The organism is Nitrosomonas sp. Nm51 (genome assembly GCF_900111165.1).
GTDB lineage: Bacteria > Pseudomonadota > Gammaproteobacteria > Burkholderiales > Nitrosomonadaceae > Nitrosomonas.
This window is the reverse complement of sequence record NZ_FOGH01000023.1, coordinates 1-17,755: the sequence shown is the minus strand read 5'-3', so window position 1 is coordinate 17,755 and position 17,755 is coordinate 1. Positions and strand designations below refer to the sequence as shown.

Below are 17,755 nucleotides of genomic sequence, written 5' to 3'. Positions count from 1 at the left end.
AGCCTGACACGAAAACCAAATAAAACTTTACACACACGCTGCCATGCCGGTTATGGATTTCTTACCGCATCCAGAATCTTAATTGTGCCCGTACCGCGAACAACAAGTGCGTAAGACAGCTGATCAAATACCCTGAATACAAACACCAACCCGGTGCGCTCCTCAGGCAGCTCAACCATTTTCCCATCAGGCAGACGGGTTTGGCTTCTGCGATATACGGCAAGAACATGTCCCATTTCCAGACCATCCCGTATGCCTTTGTTCAGTGTAACAATAGCGCCTCTACTGATTTCAGTTACTCCGCCATACACTGAAATTATACGGCCGTCGACGAAAATATTGGGCGCATGTGGCGCATAATTATTAAAAATCAGTCCGGGGGCAGGAACCAGCCTGTCTCCTTTCAAAATTTCCTGTGTGGAATGTGTAATAACTGCCGTACTGATTTCATCAAACCCTTTAACGCTGGCATTACCCAGATATTCCGCCTCAAACCCCATTACCTGATTATTCCGATCCGGATCTCTCAATGCTTTGCCGGTCCTGAAAATTTGCCATGCTTTACCCAGATTGTCAGGCATATTGGCGACGTACACTGTATTACCTGCGCTCAACACAACCCGGTTATCACTTGTGCCCAATAAATACGGTGCCAGCCCCAAACCATTTTTTTCCACAACAAGCGGCTGACTCAAGAATGGTTCAATAACGGCAGCAGGAATGCTGGGAATGGCGTTTAATTTAGTTTGATCAATGCGGATTTGCGGTGATAGCTTAACCGTTCTCCGGCCTCCCTTACCTTTAATGAGCTGCAAACGGTTCCCTTGCAGGGTTTTTTGCAAAATTATCGTATCACCCGGATAAATTTTATGCGGATTTTTAAGTTGCTCGCGGTTAAGCCCCCAGATCTCAGGCCAGCGCCACGGCTCCTTCAGAAATCGTGCCGCGATGTCCCATAGTGTATCGCCCTCAACTACTTGGTACCGGCTCGGAACATCGTTTCTTAACATGCTATTATCAACAGCTTTTGCAGACAGAGCGGTCAGCAGGCCGAGACACAGAACTATCGATATAATATGCTTTCGCATGAATAACCTCGGAGACAGGAAAGAATTTCAATGAATATAGAATTACTTGTCAATGATACGGTCTATATAAACCGTTTGATTTGTTAAAATAGATAATTTTTTATGGCTATTCTGAAAATTTTACAGTACCCCGATAAAAGGCTTCATACCATAGCTGTCCCCGTTGACGCGGTGAATAATGATACGCGTAAGCTGATCCGGGATATGGCCGAAACAATGTACGCCGCCCCCGGTATCGGCTTGGCGGCAACCCAGATTGACGTCCATGAACGCATCATTGTGCTGGATATTTCTGAAACGCATGACCAGTTACAAGTGTTAATCAATCCGGAAATTACTATGCGTAACGGCACATTCGAGTACGAAGAAGGCTGTCTGTCGGTACCCGGCATTTATGGTAAAGTCAAACGTTCCGAATCGATTACAGTTAAGGCGCTGAATGCAGAAGGTGAACCGTTTACACTCGATGCAACAGGGTTGCTGGCTGTATGTATTCAGCATGAAATGGATCATCTTGAAGGTAAAGTATTCGTCGAATACTGGTCAAAATTCAAGCAATCCAGGGTTTTGGCAAAATTAAAAAAGAACCAACGCAGTGCAATGTAATATTGCTTGATTTTTCAATCCGCGCCAATTTGAACGGCACTCAATCCTAAATACAAAAAAATAAAAAACAAACAGCACCATGAAAATCATTTTTGCGGGAACACCGGTTTTTGCTGCGACCGCACTGAATGCACTGATCACAGCAGATCACGAAATCGTCTCGGTACTTACTCAGCCAGACCGGCCGGCGGGCAGAGGAATGAAAATGGCTGCCAGTGCAGTCAAACAAATAGCCGACACGCATGGATTGACAGTATTACAGCCACCAACGCTCAAAGATCCATCGTGGCATGCATTAATCAGTGAAGTAAACGCGGATGCGATGGTTGTTGCCGCATATGGATTGATTCTGCCAGAATCGGTGCTCTCCATACCACGCTACGGCTGCTTCAACATTCATGCATCCCTGCTCCCCCGTTGGCGCGGCGCAGCGCCTATCCAGCGGGCCATCCAGTCTGGAGACAAGGAAACCGGCATCACCATTATGCAAATGAATGCAGGGCTGGATACTGGCGACATGCTGCTAAAAAAAAGCATCCCCATATTACCCGATGATACAGCCCAGACATTGCATGACAAACTATGTACGGTGGGCGCAGATAGCATTGTCAACGCCCTGAGTCTATTACAGCAGAAAAAACTAATTCCTATAAGGCAGGATGAATCGCAAGCCTGTTATGCGGCCAAAATCCAAAAAAGTGAAGCTAACATTAACTGGCAGCAACCAGCCTTAGAAATTGAACGAAAAATCCGGGCATTTAATCCGGCTCCGGGTACCTATACCACCTTTCAGGAAAATCAAATCAAAATCTGGCAGGCAAAAGCTGTTCCAGGACAATCCGACCAGCCGGGGAAAATAATGGCAATAGAAAAGAATGGCATTATTGTCTCCTGCGGTTCAGGATTGCTGCGGCTTGAAACCGTTCAAAAACCCGGCGGGAAAAAACTGACCGCAGCCGATTTTTCAGCCGGCTTGAAAATCTTTGCTGGTAATCATTTTGGCCCGGCCTAGAACAGCCACTAACGGGGTATTGATTAAGACACAGTTGATTACTGTTGCTGTTGTTAACAACGTGTTGGCCGGTCGTCACAGCTTAACCCGCACACTTCACGATTGCTGGCAAAAACATACAACGCTGTCCGGTCAGCAAAAAGGTGCCATTCAGGATTGCAGTTATGGCGTATTACGTTTTTACGGACAGCTGACCGAAATTCTGGCGATTTTGCTTACAAAAAAACCGTCAGACAAGAATATTTACTGTTTGCTATTAATCGGACTTTATCAACTGCTCTACAGCAGAACCCCGGCATATACAATCATCAATCAAGCTGTCTCTGCCGCGCACAAATTGACGCAAAGTAAAAAGCTGCAGGGTCTGGCCAACGCCGTGCTGCGCAATTTTCTACGGCAAAAAGCCTCCCTGCTGGCGCAAGCGGAAAAAAAAGAAACTGGCCGCTATTCCCATCCGCAGTGGTGGATCAGTAAATTACGCGTGCAATATCCGCAACACTATCGCGCAATTTTGAGCACCGGCAACAAACGTCCGGCGATGACATTACGTGTCAATCAACGAAAAATCAGCGTCGCAGGCTATCAACGGTTACTCACAGAGCAAGGCATGGAATCCTCGTGGATATGGCATGGCGCTTTATTACTTAAAAAACCTGTCAGCGTAGACACGCTGCCCGGATTTAATAAAGGAATGGTTTCAATTCAGGACGCCGGCGCGCAGCTAGCAGCACCATTGCTCGATATTAGCCAGGGAATGCATGTGCTTGACGCCTGTGCTGCGCCTGGCGGCAAAAGCACACACTTGCTGGAATTGGCTGACATATCGTTAACGGCACTGGATCATGATAACGTCCGACTTGCCCAAATCGAACAAAATCTTGAGCGTCTGGAAGTGCATGCATCTCAAGTCATTTGCGGAAATGCATCCGATCCGGATTCATGGTGGGACGGAAAATTATTTGACCGCATTCTCGCCGATGTACCCTGCTCTGCTTCTGGCGTTGTATGCCGTCACCCCGACATTAAATGGCTTCGCCGTGAAACCGACTTACAAGCACTAGTCTCGCAGCAACAGGTAATTTTGGACGCTTTATGGCAAACTTTAGCAAGAAATGGTAAGTTGCTATATGTTACCTGTTCCGTGTTTATGGAAGAAAACAAATGGCTGATCAGACGATTTTTACAGCGCCATACCGATGCGCAAAACATATCTCTTTCCGCACCTGAACTGCACGATGGCCAGTTGTTACCGAATAATTGTCATGACGGTTTTTTTTATACGCTGTTACACAAGCAGTAGACTGTCATGAAATGGCGCAAATTTATTCGTATGTTTTTTATCAGTCTGTTATCAGCGGCATGTTTACATGTTGCAAGTACGCAGGTCTACGGCAGTATTCAAGTACGCTCATTTAAGCTGGCTGCAGTCGATGACGGTTTTTCCGTAAGCATTGATTCCACGATTGAATTAAATCCGACGTTGGTACAAGCGCTGGAAAAAGGCGTTGTACTGTATTTTGTAAACAAATTCACACTGGTCGAACCCCGCTGGTACTGGCTCGATAAAGAGGTTGCGCGCATAAAAACACGAACCGGCCTGCGTTATCATGCACTCACACGGCGCTATATTCTCAGCGATAATACATTTTCGAGAAATTACTCGACACTGAAAGACGCACTCGTTGCATTGCAGCAACTGCGTGATCATCCACTGACAATCTATCATGAACTGAAACCCAATGTTCAGTACCACGCAACACTGAGACTGTGGCTTGATTTGACACGCATGCCCAAACCTTTCCAGGTTGAAGCCCTCGGTTCCAGCGCCTGGAACTTGAGTTCCGATCGCCTGGAATGGCAAATGACGCTGCCTACATCTGGTCAATCGTTTCACATATCCGGCGAAGAATGAAATATGTCTTGATTATCGGCGCCGGGCTGGGGGCTATCATGTTGTTTCTGCTGGCAACCGCCGGCGCGAATACCGATTTTTTTGAACGGCGCTACCAGCTCCTGTTAATCATTAATATTGTCTTTGTGCTGCTCTTTATCGTGGTTGTCGGCTATCTCTTATGGCGCTTCATTCGGCGCCTCAAATCCGGCGTTTTCGGCTCAAGACTGGCCTTGCGTTTGCTATCAATCTTTTCTTTAATGGCTATTTTACCGGGAGCGCTTGTCTATACGGTTTCTGTTCAGTTTCTTGAGAAGAGTATTGAATCCTGGTTTGATGTCAAGGTTGACCGCGCACTTGAAAGCGGTTTGCATTTAGGTCAGACAATGCTGGAAAATTTACTGGAAGAGTTGCAGAAAAAAGCCAAAACAGCCGCATTATCGTTATCCGATCCATCGACATCGCAAGTGTCCGCACTCAGTGAATTGACACTGCAGACACAGATAGAAGAAGCCACCTTATTTAATCAAGAAGGCAAGGTTATTGCATTCTCAAGCGAAAATAATCTGACATTATTTCCTGAGGTGCCCAGTGGTACGGTAATGCGTCACATCAGAACGCAAAAATCCTATAGCGCCATCGAACCGATTACTGATAAAGGGCTGTACCTGCGCGTTCTGGCACCAGTCAATGTATTAAGCCTGGATGACGACATCCGGATTCTTCAGTTATTGCAACCAGTTCCGGAGCAATTAGCGCATAATGCTGAAAAAGTACAGGAGGGCTACTGGGATTACCAGGAACTTTCGCTATCGCGCCATGGCCTGACCCGCCTGTATAGCGTAACCCTGACGCTGGCATTATTATTATCATTGTTTTCTGCGCTGGCGACCGCCTCTATTTTAAGTGAAAATCTGAGCTCGCCACTGGGTATGCTGGCAGAAAGCACCAAGGCAATTGCACAGGGCGACTACAGCCGTCGGCATCTGGTGCAAAGCCGGGATGAATTGGGCATTCTGACCGAATCCTTCAATTTAATGACACAACAGTTGGAAGAAGCGCGCGCCATCGCTCAATATAATCAACATCAAGTGGAGAGCGCGCGCGCACACCTGGAAAGTATCCTTTCAAATTTATCGTCCGGTGTATTGGTTTTTGATGAAAATCTGGCCCTGATCAAAGCTAACAGAAGCGCGGAGCAAATTCTGCAAGCGCCTCTAATCAGTCTGGACGGCTCAGTCATTGATGGCTGTGTTGAAAAAGAACCGCAGGTGAGTGCAATGGTGGCAGAAATCCGAACAGGCTTTAATTCAGGTGAGGCAGGCATGTGGCAACGACAAATAACGCGCACCAGTGATGGCAACAATCAAGTATTGTTATTACGCGGCACACGCTTGCCGGCGATATCCGGTGGCGGTGGCGTCGTTGTATTTGACGACATTACAAGTCTGTTGCAAGTACAACGCGCCGTCGCCTGGAGTGAAATCGCGCGCCGGCTTGCACACGAAATCAAGAATCCGTTAACTCCCATCCAGCTCTCTGCGGAACGACTCGAACATAAACTGGCTGAAAAACTGAATGAACAAGACGCCTTGATTCTGCAGCGTTCAATTGAAACCATTGTCAATCAGGTGGAAGCACTAAAACGCATGGTTAATGAGTTTAATCAATATGCACGCGCACCAGCGCTCGAAATGCGCAAGCTCGATATCAATCAACTGGTCAGAGAAATCCTGTCACTGTACGACTCCAGTAACATCACCCGTAAAAAGCATGCGCATATCCACATCAAGCGGGAGCTGGCCGACGATCTCCCAGCCATTCTTGGAGATTCTGCGCAATTGCGCCAAGTATTTCACAACCTGCTACTCAATGCGCAAGATGCTTTGAACGGAACTGAAAAGCCCGTTATAGAAATTGAAACTGAGGCTACTCAAGATAGTATAAAGTTATCGATTCGGGATAATGGATGCGGCTTCTCTGATGAGGTCAAATCACGGGTTTTTGAGCCGTATGTAACCACCAAGCCCAAAGGCACAGGACTGGGTTTGCCGATTGTAAAGAAAATTGTCGAAGAGCATTCGGGCGCAATCCATATCGAAAACCTGAAGCCGCAAGGCGCCCAGATCATTATTACCCTGCCGGTATCTGAAAATTTTACGTCACTTGGCTAGTGACTAAGTATAAAATAACGATGATGACAAATAATACAATATTGATAGTTGATGATGAGATCGGGATACGCGAATTGCTATCTGAAATTTTACGCGATGAAGGCTATCGCGTCGCACTGGCCGAGAACGCCGAACAGGCGCGTCTCTGGCGCAACCAAACACGTCCCGATCTGGTGTTACTCGACATTTGGATGCCCGACACTGATGGTATAACGCTGCTCAAAGACTGGGCCAGCAGTGGCATGCTGACTATGCCGGTCATTATGATGTCAGGTCATGGCACTATCGATACCGCAGTTGAAGCAACACGTATTGGCGCATTCGGATATTTGGAAAAGCCCATCCCCCTCAAGAAATTGCTCGGTACTGTCGGCAAGGCGATGCGCGGCAGCCAGAATAAACAGCAAACTGCGCTTTCGCTGGCTAGCCTGGGTAAAGGCGCACTGATCGTCGATCTCAAAAAAAAATTGGAGAAAGTCGCCAATCTGAAAACACCGTTGCTGTTAATGGGTGAACCCGGCGTAGGTATGGAGATTTGCGCACATTTTCTGCATCACCCCAATACGCCATGGGTAGAACCGGAATCACTGGCAATTTTAGCTGAAAAGCCCCTGGATCTGCTGGAACAGGCCAGAGATGGGTTGTTGTTTCTGAAAGATATTGGCGAGACCAATAAATTGGCACAAAAAGGGCTGTTATTGCTATTGAGCAAACTGGACAAATATAACGTGCGGCTGATCTGCGCAACATCACAGCCGCTGGCCGAGCTGGCAACGCAGGGCAATTACAATACCAAGTTGTATGAATCACTCAGCGGGCTGACTATCGGGATACCGTCACTGCGTGCGCACCGCGAAGACATTCCCGATCTGGTCAATCAGATTCTGTCCGGTTTCACCGAGTCTGGCGAAGTTTCGCCGGTATTGCAATTTAGCACCGCAGCACTTAATTGTCTGCGTAATTATGACTGGCCAGGCAATCTGACGCAGTTAACAGGCGTTGTGCATTCTTTGGCGTTAACCTGTACAGGTGATGAAATTACCGCGGATATGGTTCAGCAGGCAATGGTTTTTCCGGAATCGACCTCGGCACCTTCACCAGTGCCTGATATTCCGTTTGACTTGTCGTTACGGGAAGCACGCGACCTGTTTGAAAAGACTTATTTTGAGAAACTGATCGAAGAAGAAAACGGTAATATGACACGCGTTGCCGAGCGCGCTGGACTGGAACGCACGCATTTGTACCGGAAGATCAAGCTGCTCGGGATTAAACTCCGGGGAAGTTAGCCTGGATATCGCATTAGCTGCTGGAGTTTAAACGCTGAACTGTTTTTTGAATTGAGCGTGCAGTTGGAGACGCCGCTATTCTGCGGCATAGGAAGCATGTACGTTCTCAATTCAAGGTAGAGAAAGTTAAAAGCCAGCAAGTGGATCCGCGGGTACAAACTGTATTTCGTTAGAGTCCATGAGAACCAATAGGCATCATAATTACAGACCAGGATCTAGCGTACTGGCGCAGTATTCAGGTTAATGAATCAACCCGTTACAGAATTTTATCCTGGCAAGTATAAAAAAAGCACGCCGTGGCGGCGTGCTTTTTTTATACTTGCCAGAAGATCATTATAGCAGCGGAATAATCATCAATGCCACAATATTGATAATTTTGATCAATGGGTTAATTGCCGGACCGGCAGTATCCTTGTACGGATCGCCCACAGTATCACCTGTAACAGAAGCTTTATGCGCTTCGCTGTTCTTGCCGCCAAAATTACCGTCTTCGATATGCTTCTTGGCATTGTCCCAGGCACCACCGCCAGCTGTCATGGAAATTGCCACAAACAAACCGGTCACAATAGAACCCATCAGTACACCACCAAGCGCCTGAGGCCCAAGCAAAACGCCCACCAGTAAAGGGGCCAACACTGGCAGTAATGACGGTATCATCATTTCCTTGATGGCCGCCTTGGTCAACATGTCGACCGCACGTGAATAATCGGGTCTGGCCGTGCCATCCATAATTCCGTCAATCTCGTTGAACTGGCGGCGCACTTCAATGACCACCGAACTGGCAGCGCGCCCAACCGCCTCCATCGACATGGCGCCAAACAGATAGGGAATCAAACCACCGATAAACAAACCGATGATGACCATGTGATTGGACAAATCAAACGTCAACATATGGCCCGCGCTCTCCAGTCCATGCGTATAATCTGCAAATAATACCAGTGCTGCGAGACCGGCTGAACCGATTGCATAGCCTTTGGTCACTGCTTTCGTAGTGTTGCCGACGGCATCGAGCGGATCGGTAACTGCGCGCACGGACTCAGGCATTTCCGCCATTTCCGCTATACCGCCTGCGTTATCGGTAATCGGTCCGTAAGCATCTAGCGCAACGATAATACCCGTCATTGACAACATTGCTGTCGCGGCAATGGCAATGCCATATAAGCCGGCCAGCGAGTAAGCCATCAGAATGCTCAGGCAGACTGCCAAAACCGGTGCTGCGGTCGCGCGCATGGAAACGCCCAGGCCGGCAATAATATTGGTAGCGTGCCCGGTGGTAGAAGCTTCAGCGATATGCTGTACTGGAGGATAATCAGTTGATGTGTAATATTCGGTAATCACGACCATTGCACCCGTCAACAGCAAGCCAATCGCAGCAGCCAGATAAACACGCATTACCAGCGCGCCGCCGGCAACCTCAACACCTGAGACTTCAAGTGACATATCCGCCATAAACCAGACGGTTACGGGCAAATAAGCGAGCAACGCAATACCACCGGCAACAATAAGTCCGCGGTACAATGCTTTCATGATTGTTCCGCCCTCCTGCATTTTGACGTAGTAACAGCCGATAATTGATGCAACGATTGAAGCCGCACCCAGCATCAGCGGATAAACTACAGCGTTCATATCGTTATTGAGAAAGAGTAATGCGCCTAGCAGCATGGTCGCGATAATCGTTACCGCATAGGTTTCAAACAAGTCAGCAGCCATACCCGCGCAATCCCCAACATTATCACCGACGTTATCGGCAATCACTGCGGGATTACGTGGATCATCTTCCGGAATGCCGGCTTCAACCTTACCGACCAGATCCGCGCCAACGTCAGCACCTTTGGTAAAAATACCGCCACCCAGACGTGCAAAAATAGAAATCAGCGAGCCGCCAAAAGCAAAACCAATTAAAGGTTTAATCACTTCACTGACCGGAGTGTCAGCTTCCGCACCGTTAAACAGCCAGGCACTGTAACCTGCAACTCCCAGCAGACCCAGACCAACAACCAGCATGCCCGTGACTGCACCACCACGAAATGCGATTGCAAGTGCCTCATTTAAACCGGTACGGGCCGCTTCCGCAGTGCGCACGTTGGATTGAACGGAAACATTCATTCCGAGATATCCAGCCGCCCCGGATAAAACTGCACCGAGCGCGAAGCCGACCGCGGTATCCCATGTCAATACCAGGCCGATAGCCAAAAACAGAATCAACCCTACAATACCGATGGTTGTATATTGACGATTGAGGTACGCTGAAGCACCTTCCTGTATTGCAGAGGCAATTTCCTGCATGCGTGAATTACCGGTAGACTGGGCGTAAATCCCCCTGATCCATATACCACTGTATATCAGGGCTAGAATCCCACTACCAATTGCGATAATTAAACCGTTAGACATAAAGAACTCCACTTAAAGTCAGACCATCCAAAATCATACGTAGAATTTCGGCCCAATAATTCCACATAATTAAATACTTGTCCAAGATCTTGGCACAAAAGACGCATATTTTATATGCACTTGTTGTTTATATGCATCTTTTCAGCTGCCTAGATTTCAAATCCTTCCAGTTTCTTTTCAACCGCCACATTTTTTAGTCGCACATAATCCGGCAGACCGTTTTTATACGGCGGATAATCCTCGCCTTCTATAAGCGGTAAAAGATACTCGCGACAAGCTTCGCTAATACCGAAGCCGTCTTCACTGATATATTCAGCCGGCATCATTTTTTCAACATTTGCGACATTTGCAAGTTCCGCCATGCCAACTTTCCAGCTATAAGGTGAGTTGGAAACGCGTTCAATTGTCGGCATCACAGAGTTATGACCGGCGATCGCGTACTCAACGGCCGCTTTGCCCACTGCATAAGCCTGTTCGACGTCGGTTTTTGATGCGACATGACGGGCAGCGCGCTGCAGATAATCAGCCACGCCCCAGTGATATTTCAGTCCCAGACCATCTTTAATGATATTGGCCACAACCGGTGCAACACCACCCAGTTGCGCATGGCCGAAAGCATCCCGCAACCCCTGATCGGACAGGAATTTACCATCATCACCCTTAACGCCTTCAGACACGACTACAGAGCAGTAGCCGTATTCCTCGACATAACTGCCGACCTTGGCAAGAAACTTCGCTTTATCAAATGGTATTTCCGGAAACAGAATCACAATCGGAATCTCGCAATCCTTGCTCGATGCCAGACCGCCCGCCGCTGCAATCCAGCCGGCATGACGCCCCATTACTTCCAGCACAAAAACCTTGGTGGAGGTTTTGGCCATGCTGGCCACATCAAAACTGGCTTCACGCGTGGATACTGCAATATATTTGGCAACTGAACCAAAGCCCGGACAACAGTCGGTAATCGGCAAATCGTTATCAACGGTTTTCGGCACATGAATCGCCTGAATCGGATAACCCAGCGTATCGGAAATTTGAGATACCTTGAGACAGGTGTCAGCAGAATCACCGCCACCGTTATAAAAAAAGTACCCGATATTATGTGCCTTGAACACTTCGATCAAACGCTCATACTCACGGCGGTTCTGTTCAATGCTTTTCAGCTTGTACCTGCATGAACCAAACCCGCCCGATGGCGTGTGGCGCAGCGCTGCAATAGCCTCTGCCGAATCGATGCTGGTATCGATCAAGTCTTCGGTCAGTGCACCGATAATGCCGTTGCGGCCCGCATAGACATTACCGATTTTATTGGAATGCTGGCGCGCAGTTTCAATGACGCCGGCTGCCGAAGCATTAATCACAGCAGTCACGCCACCTGATTGGGCATAAAATGCATTTTTTATGGACATAACTCTATTTCTCCTGATTGATCAACTCGTAAGCAAAACCCTACTGTCAAAAGACTCAATCCTTTAATTAAAATACAGATATACAAAAGTCTTATGCAACCGCTATGACTCGTATAATGTTGCAGTGCTGTTTCCTGAAAGCGATGCGATAAAACAATGATGTCAGGCGTGCGGCAGTTATCGTTTTAATGCCGCCAGAATCCTGTCACGAATTTCCTCAACACTCCCGATACCGGAGACCTTGATATAACGGGGAGCGTCATCGGTACCTTCTTCAGACCAGTTGGAATAATAGGCAATCAACGGCTCAGTCTGCTCATGATAAACCGCCAGTCTTTTCCGGACAGTCTCTTCCTTATCGTCATCCCGCTGTATCAATGGCTCATTGGTTATATCATCATGATTTTCAACTTGCGGCGGATTGAAAATGACATGATAGGTGCGGCCCGAGGCAGGATGGACTCTGCGGCCAGACATGCGCCGGATGATTTCATCATCCGCAACGTCAATTTCAACCACACAATCAATCCGTACACCCGCTGCTTTCATGGCGTCCGCTTGCGGGATAGTACGGGGAAAACCGTCAAATAAAAAACCATTGACACAATCCGGTTCGGCAATACGCTCCTTAACCAGGTTGATAATAATATCGTCCGATACCAGACCACCGGAGTCCATGATCTTTTTTGCCATCATGCCCAATTCGGTATTTGCTTTGACGGCATTGCGCAGCATATCGCCTGTCGAAATCTGCGGAATACCAAAATGTTCCTTGATATAATTGGCTTGCGTACCTTTGCCGGCACCAGGGCCGCCTAATAATATGACTCGGATAGCTGTTCTCCCTATTTCTTTCTTTTGTCAATACAGTATGTTCTGCGATAAATGCGTATCATCGACGGCTAAAAGGCAAACGCAACACGCTGTCGCAAAAATATCCGGTCGACATTATAGCTTAGGCTGGCAAGATACTCGAGACTTGTTTTATTTTAGGATCAAAAAAATTAAATAAAAGCAGCTCGCAAACAACAGGCTTCAACAGGCAGACTTGAGTATGCGATAATTTGCCGATTCATTACAGGAAAAAACATGGACGAAAACAGAAGCAAAGCGCTCGCCGCAGCGTTGTCCCAGATTGAAAAACAGTTTGGCAAAGGCTCGATCATGCGCATGGGCGACAACGATGTTGCCAATGATATCCAGGTGGTGTCCACCGGCTCGCTGAGCCTTGATATCGCCCTGGGCGTTGGCGGCTTGCCGCGCGGCCGCGTGATAGAAATATATGGTCCGGAATCGTCTGGCAAAACAACGCTCACCCTGCAGGTAATTGCCGAAATGCAGAAACTCGGTGGAACAGCGGCTTTCATCGATGCGGAACATGCGCTGGATCCGCAGTATGCAAGAAAAATCGGCGTCAACGTGCAGGAGCTTCTGATCTCGCAACCGGACAATGGCGAGCAGGCGCTGGAAATTGCGGATATGCTGGTTCGTTCAAGTTCAATCGATATCGTCGTCATTGACTCTGTCGCCGCACTCACGCCCCGCGCTGAAATCGAGGGTGAAATGGGCGATCCGCAAATGGGTTTGCAGGCCAGGCTGATGTCTCAGGCGCTCAGAAAACTGACCGCAAACATCAAACGCAGCAACACCATGGTAATTTTCATCAACCAGATACGCATGAAAATCGGCGTTATCTTCGGCAACCCCGAGACCACGACCGGTGGCAACGCACTGAAATTCTATGCATCCGTCCGGCTCGAAATCCGCCGCACCGGCGCTATCAAAAAAGGCGAGGAAACTATCGGTAACGAGACGCGCGTGAAGGTGGTCAAAAACAAGGTTGCCCCGCCTTTCAAACAGGCCGAATTCGATATTCTCTACGGTGAAGGAATTTCCCGCGAAAGCGAAATCATCGAACTGGGGGTGCAGCATAAATTAGTTGACAAGGCAGGCGCCTGGTATTCATACAAAGGCGACAAAATCGGCCAGGGTAAAGACAACGTGCGCGAATACCTCAAGGAGCACCACGAAATCGCACAGGAAGTCGAACAGAAAATCCGCGAGGCGATCGGCATTTTCAATCCCGGCAGCTCGCCTCAGATACCCAAAGACGCAGAGTAATGATCGCGCCGGACAGCAACACACCGAAGCTTGAAACACGTGCACTGCGCTACCTGGCAAGGCGCGAATATTCCCGGCGTGAACTGGAGAAAAAGCTGTCTGCCTACGAACAGTCGCCGCAGGCGCTGTCCGAATTGCTCGATCAGCTTGAACGGCAGGGCTACCTGTCCACCGGGCGTTTTGCCGAACAAACCAGCCGAGTGCGCCGCCCTCGTTTCGGCAGTCGGCGAATTGTGCGCGAACTCAAAGAAAAAGGCGTCGATGCGGCACACATTGCCAGCTTGCTGCCGGATCTTCAAGAAACCGATCTCGAAACCGCCAGACAAATCTGGCAAAAAAAGTTCGGCACACCGCCCGCCGACATTAAAGAACGCGGCAGGCAGATGCGCTTTCTGACGAACCGGGGTTTTTCGCCGGACATTATCCGCACGGTATTGCTACAGGCTGAAAAGGATGCACAATGAAATTGATGACTCCTGTAATCACAATCGGATTATTTCTGCTGCTATTGAGCGCGCCAGCGCATGCCGGCAGCATCACGGCGATCCATGAGGTCAACGCTTCGCCGGCCAGCTTTGACGGCAGAACGGTCACGCTCAGAGGCGTCACCAAGGACCCGACGCGCATTCCCGTCATCGATTTAAAAGCTTATGTGCTGGAAGACGGCACCGGTGAAATTATCATACTCACGGGCGACAACCTGCCTGAAATGGGCATAACAATCACGGTGCGCGTGCGCATCGATAACCTTGCAATTATCAAAGGCGAGGCACTGGGCACGACAGTTGTGGAATTGCAACGATATGAATAATTATGCTACCGATGAAAAGCAGCGAAATACGACAAAAATTTCTGGGTTTTTTTGAAGCGCATGGTCACACCATTGTTGCTTCCAGCCCTCTGGTACCCGCTAACGATCCGACACTGCTGTTCGCCAATGCGGGCATGGTGCAGTTCAAGGATGTATTTCTGGGCCAGGATCAGAGAAGCTACACGCGCGCCGCCAGTTCGCAGCGCTGCGTACGCGCCGGCGGCAAACACAACGATCTGGAAAATGTCGGTTACACGGCTCGGCATCATACCTTCTTTGAAATGCTCGGTAACTTCAGCTTCGGCGATTATTTCAAGCGCAACGCGATTCAATTCGCCTGGGAATTTCTGACCGGCACGCTTAACATCCCGCAGGAAAAACTCTGGGTCACTGTCTACGCCGAAGACGACGAGGCCGCAGATATCTGGCTGAATGAAATCGGCGTGAATCCCGGGCGGTTCGTACGCATCAATACCTTGGACAACTTCTGGCAGATGGGCGATACAGGCCCCTGCGGCCCCTGTTCCGAAATCTTTTACGATCACGGTCCCGACGTCGCTGGCGGACCGCCCGGTTCTGCCGATGCGGAAGGCGACCGTTACATCGAGATCTGGAATCTGGTATTCATGCAATATAACCGTGACAGCGGCGGAAAACTGCACCCCCTGCCTAAACCGTCGGTCGACACCGGCATGGGACTGGAGCGGATTTCCGCTGTGATGCAGCAAGTGCACAGCAATTATGACATCGACCTGTTTCAAAGCCTGATCAAGGCAGCCGCGCGCGAGACCGCCACGCAGAATCCTGAAGACAATTCACTCAAGGTCATCGCCGATCATATCCGCGCCTGCGCGTTTTTGATTACCGACGGCGTAATCCCCGGCAGCGAAGGCCGCGGTTATGTATTGCGGCGCATTATCCGCCGCGCTATCCGCCATGGTTATCGTCTTGGACAACAGGAGCCGTTTTTCTATAAACTTGTTGCCGATCTAAACAGCGTCATGGGTGCAGCTTACCCTGAATTATCCGCAGCAAAAGAGCGTGTTGCCGGCGTTCTGCGGCAGGAAGAAGAGCGGTTTTCCGAAACCCTAGAACACGGCATGCAAGTGCTTGAAGGCGCGCTCAGTAAAAAAATCAACGTGCTTGACGGTGAAACGGCGTTCCGTCTGTACGACACCTTCGGCTTTCCGCTCGACCTGACCGCCGACATCGCCCGCGAACGCGGCATCAGCGTCGACAACGCAGGATTCGAAAAAGCCATGGCGCGGCAGCGCGAGCAGGCGCGTGCGGCCAACAAATTCACCATGACCGAAGGACTGGCGTATAACGGCGACCAGACCGTTTTTCATGGCTACGATGCGCTGCAGCACGAAGGTACAATTCTGGCAATCTACAAGGAAGGCACGCCGGCCGATTTTATCGAAGCGGGCGATGAGGCGGTGATTGTGCTGGATCATACGCCGTTCTATGCCGAATCCGGCGGTCAGGTCGGCGACAGCGGCGAATTAATGGCCGCAAACGGCACGTTTGCGGTCACCGATACGCAAAAAATCCAGGCCGATGTGTTCGGCCACAAGGGACTGCTGCAAAGCGGCCGGCTGGTCGTCAAGGATTCTGTTCAGGCCCGTGTCAACCCGCTCACACGCGCCAGCACGGCCAACAACCACTCCGCTACGCATCTGCTGCATGCCGCGCTGCGCAAGGTGCTTGGTAACCATGTAACGCAAAAAGGCTCGCTGGTCGACGCCAGTCGGCTGCGTTTCGATTTTTCACACAATGCTCCGCTGACCGCCGACGAAATCCGTGAAGTCGAACTGCTGGTCAATGAACAAATCCGCCATAACTGGCCAGTCACCGCCGGTCATATGAAATACGACGAAGCCGTCAAACAAGGTGCGATGGCATTGTTCGGCGAGAAATACGCCGACGTGGTGCGCGTAATCAGCATGGGCGATTTCTCCACCGAGCTATGCGGCGGCACGCATGTCGCGCAAATCGGTCAGGTCGGTTTTTTCAAAATCATTGGCGAGACCGGTATTGCCGCAGGCATCCGCCGCGTCGAAGCGGTCACCGGCATGGCTGCCGTCGACTACGTACAGCAACGCGAAGCGCAACTGCAAGCCATCGCACACACGCTCAAGACCAGCCCGCAGGAAATCAGCCAAAAAATCGGTCAGATTATCGACAACGTCAAGCAGACCGAAAAAGAGCTCGCGCAACTCAAAGCCAAGCTGGCCGGGTACCAAAGTATCGATCTTGTCGATCAGGCGCGTGATATAAAAGGCGTCAAAGTGCTCACCGCAAATCTCGAAGGCGCCAACGCCAAATCGCTGCGCGAGACACTGGATAAACTCAAAGACAAGCTCAAATCCTGCGTCATCGTGCTGGCTGCCGTTGATGTTGACAAAGTCGTCCTGATAGCGGGCGTCAGCAATGATCTCACCAAACAGATCAAAGCCGGCGAACTCGTCAACTTCGTCGCCCAGCAGGTCGGCGGCAAAGGCGGCGGGCGGCCGGACATGGCGCAAGCGGGTGGCACACAGCCGGATCAGTTGCCTGCAGCATTGGAGAGTGTTGCGGGTTGGGTGGAAGGAAAAATTTAAGGTAATTATTCAGCGTAAAAAGTGAAAAAAGTGCTTGACAAGGTTTTTGCGCCAAAATGCAGAAGTGGCTGTACAACTATATTCCTTTACAAAGCATACACAGTTAGCCCGTAACGGCCTGTTGCGATGGCCGAGACGGGCAATTTGCACCGCGCGTAAATTGTCTTCGAAATTATTTTCGCATAGAACGCGATCTGAGGCGAAAAATTCTGTTTTAAAAACAGATTGTACAATAGCTGTTAATAGAAAAACAGTTACTGGCAAGGCGAATTTGTTCTGTTCCGAAAAAGCCGAAGAATTCAGCATTTCAGTTGATCACCGTATCTCACTTTATTGATTATAAGAGTATTTTTTGTCACATGT

At 49.4% G+C, this 17,755-nt stretch carries 14 protein-coding genes; 10 read left to right on the top strand and 4 right to left on the bottom strand.

The features are described 5' to 3' along the window. Window positions 1-50 precede the first annotated feature (50 nt). Window positions 51-1,088 carry a LysM peptidoglycan-binding domain-containing protein gene (locus BMY60_RS09095; RefSeq protein ID WP_090333073.1) on the bottom strand — a complete coding sequence of 346 codons (1,038 nt, stop codon included), beginning with the start codon at window positions 1,086-1,088 and terminating at the stop codon, window positions 51-53. Between the two features lie 102 nt (window positions 1,089-1,190). Here BMY60_RS09095 and def point away from each other — a divergent pair, with 102 nt between their 5' ends. The 6 genes from def (at window position 1,191) to BMY60_RS09065 (ending at window position 8,057) form a co-directional block, all read left to right on the top strand. Then, the gene (def, locus tag BMY60_RS09090; RefSeq protein WP_090333071.1) at window positions 1,191-1,694 is read left to right on the top strand and encodes a peptide deformylase; all 504 of its coding nucleotides are present in this window, start codon (window positions 1,191-1,193) and stop codon (window positions 1,692-1,694) included. Window positions 1,695-1,773: 79 nt separating this feature from the next. Continuing rightward, window positions 1,774-2,706 carry a methionyl-tRNA formyltransferase gene (gene fmt, locus BMY60_RS09085; protein ID WP_090333070.1) on the top strand — a complete coding sequence of 311 codons (933 nt, stop codon included), beginning with the start codon at window positions 1,774-1,776 and terminating at the stop codon, window positions 2,704-2,706. Between the two features lie 19 nt (window positions 2,707-2,725). Further along, on the top strand, window positions 2,726-4,006 hold the full coding sequence (gene rsmB, locus BMY60_RS09080) for a 16S rRNA (cytosine(967)-C(5))-methyltransferase RsmB (RefSeq protein WP_090333110.1): 1,281 nt from the start codon (window positions 2,726-2,728) through the stop codon (window positions 4,004-4,006). A gap of 6 nt (window positions 4,007-4,012) precedes the next feature. Then, window positions 4,013-4,618 (top strand): DUF4390 domain-containing protein, encoded by a 606-nt coding sequence (locus BMY60_RS09075; RefSeq protein ID WP_256250775.1) that lies wholly within the window; start codon window positions 4,013-4,015, stop codon window positions 4,616-4,618. Continuing rightward, on the top strand, window positions 4,615-6,771 hold the full coding sequence (locus BMY60_RS09070) for a sensor histidine kinase (protein WP_090333068.1): 2,157 nt from the start codon (window positions 4,615-4,617) through the stop codon (window positions 6,769-6,771). Before BMY60_RS09075 ends, BMY60_RS09070 begins: the two co-directional genes overlap by 4 nt. Window positions 6,772-6,794: 23 nt before the next feature. After that, on the top strand, window positions 6,795-8,057 hold the full coding sequence (locus tag BMY60_RS09065) for a sigma-54-dependent transcriptional regulator (protein ID WP_177166641.1): 1,263 nt from the start codon (window positions 6,795-6,797) through the stop codon (window positions 8,055-8,057). A 333-nt stretch (window positions 8,058-8,390) separates the two neighbouring features. On the opposite strand, the gene BMY60_RS09060 is transcribed toward BMY60_RS09065, so the two are convergent. From BMY60_RS09060 to adk, 3 genes are all read right to left on the bottom strand, one after another. Next, on the bottom strand, window positions 8,391-10,448 hold the full coding sequence (locus BMY60_RS09060) for a sodium-translocating pyrophosphatase (RefSeq protein WP_090333065.1): 2,058 nt from the start codon (window positions 10,446-10,448) through the stop codon (window positions 8,391-8,393). A gap of 149 nt (window positions 10,449-10,597) precedes the next feature. Next, a complete protein-coding gene (locus BMY60_RS09055; protein ID WP_090333063.1) occupies window positions 10,598-11,857 on the bottom strand; it encodes a 6-phosphofructokinase in 1,260 nt (419 codons plus the stop codon). Between the two features lie 177 nt (window positions 11,858-12,034). Further along, complete coding sequence (adk, locus tag BMY60_RS09050) at window positions 12,035-12,691, bottom strand: adenylate kinase (protein ID WP_090333061.1); 657 nt, start codon at window positions 12,689-12,691, stop codon at window positions 12,035-12,037. Between the two features lie 255 nt (window positions 12,692-12,946). On the opposite strand from adk, the gene recA reads away from it, so the two are divergent. The 4 genes from recA to alaS are packed head-to-tail and all read left to right on the top strand — an operon-like array spanning window position 12,947 to window position 17,392. Beyond that, entirely contained in the window at window positions 12,947-13,978 is a 1,032-nt protein-coding gene (recA, locus tag BMY60_RS09045; RefSeq protein ID WP_090333060.1) for a recombinase RecA, read from the top strand. Beyond that, window positions 13,978-14,442 (top strand): recombination regulator RecX, encoded by a 465-nt coding sequence (gene recX, locus BMY60_RS09040; RefSeq protein ID WP_090333058.1) that lies wholly within the window; start codon window positions 13,978-13,980, stop codon window positions 14,440-14,442. The genes recA and recX overlap by 1 nt, the downstream gene beginning before the upstream one ends. Further along, the gene (locus BMY60_RS09035) at window positions 14,439-14,789 is read left to right on the top strand and encodes a hypothetical protein (RefSeq protein WP_090333057.1); all 351 of its coding nucleotides are present in this window, start codon (window positions 14,439-14,441) and stop codon (window positions 14,787-14,789) included. Before recX ends, BMY60_RS09035 begins: the two co-directional genes overlap by 4 nt. 11 nt (window positions 14,790-14,800) lie before the next feature. Continuing rightward, complete coding sequence (gene alaS, locus BMY60_RS09030; protein ID WP_090333107.1) at window positions 14,801-17,392, top strand: alanine--tRNA ligase; 2,592 nt, start codon at window positions 14,801-14,803, stop codon at window positions 17,390-17,392. The last annotated feature ends 363 nt before the right edge of the window (window positions 17,393-17,755 follow it).

Bases quoted from the DNA above. Each gene is read 5' to 3' on its own strand.
- alaS (WP_090333107.1), top strand. From the start codon at position 14,801: ATGAAAAGCAGCGAAATACGACAAAAATTTCTGGGTTTTTTTGAAGCG.
- recX (WP_090333058.1), top strand. From the start codon at position 13,978: ATGATCGCGCCGGACAGCAACACACCGAAGCTTGAAACACGTGCACTG.
- BMY60_RS09065 (WP_177166641.1), top strand. From the start codon at position 6,795: ATGACAAATAATACAATATTGATAGTTGATGATGAGATCGGGATACGC.
- fmt (WP_090333070.1), top strand. From the start codon at position 1,774: ATGAAAATCATTTTTGCGGGAACACCGGTTTTTGCTGCGACCGCACTG.
- BMY60_RS09075 (WP_256250775.1), top strand. From the start codon at position 4,013: ATGAAATGGCGCAAATTTATTCGTATGTTTTTTATCAGTCTGTTATCA.
- recA (WP_090333060.1), top strand. From the start codon at position 12,947: ATGGACGAAAACAGAAGCAAAGCGCTCGCCGCAGCGTTGTCCCAGATT.
- BMY60_RS09055 (WP_090333063.1), bottom strand. From the start codon at position 11,857: ATGTCCATAAAAAATGCATTTTATGCCCAATCAGGTGGCGTGACTGCT.
- BMY60_RS09070 (WP_090333068.1), top strand. From the start codon at position 4,615: ATGAAATATGTCTTGATTATCGGCGCCGGGCTGGGGGCTATCATGTTG.
- BMY60_RS09060 (WP_090333065.1), bottom strand. From the start codon at position 10,448: ATGTCTAACGGTTTAATTATCGCAATTGGTAGTGGGATTCTAGCCCTG.
- BMY60_RS09095 (WP_090333073.1), bottom strand. From the start codon at position 1,088: ATGCGAAAGCATATTATATCGATAGTTCTGTGTCTCGGCCTGCTGACC.
- def (WP_090333071.1), top strand. From the start codon at position 1,191: ATGGCTATTCTGAAAATTTTACAGTACCCCGATAAAAGGCTTCATACC.
- BMY60_RS09035 (WP_090333057.1), top strand. From the start codon at position 14,439: ATGAAATTGATGACTCCTGTAATCACAATCGGATTATTTCTGCTGCTA.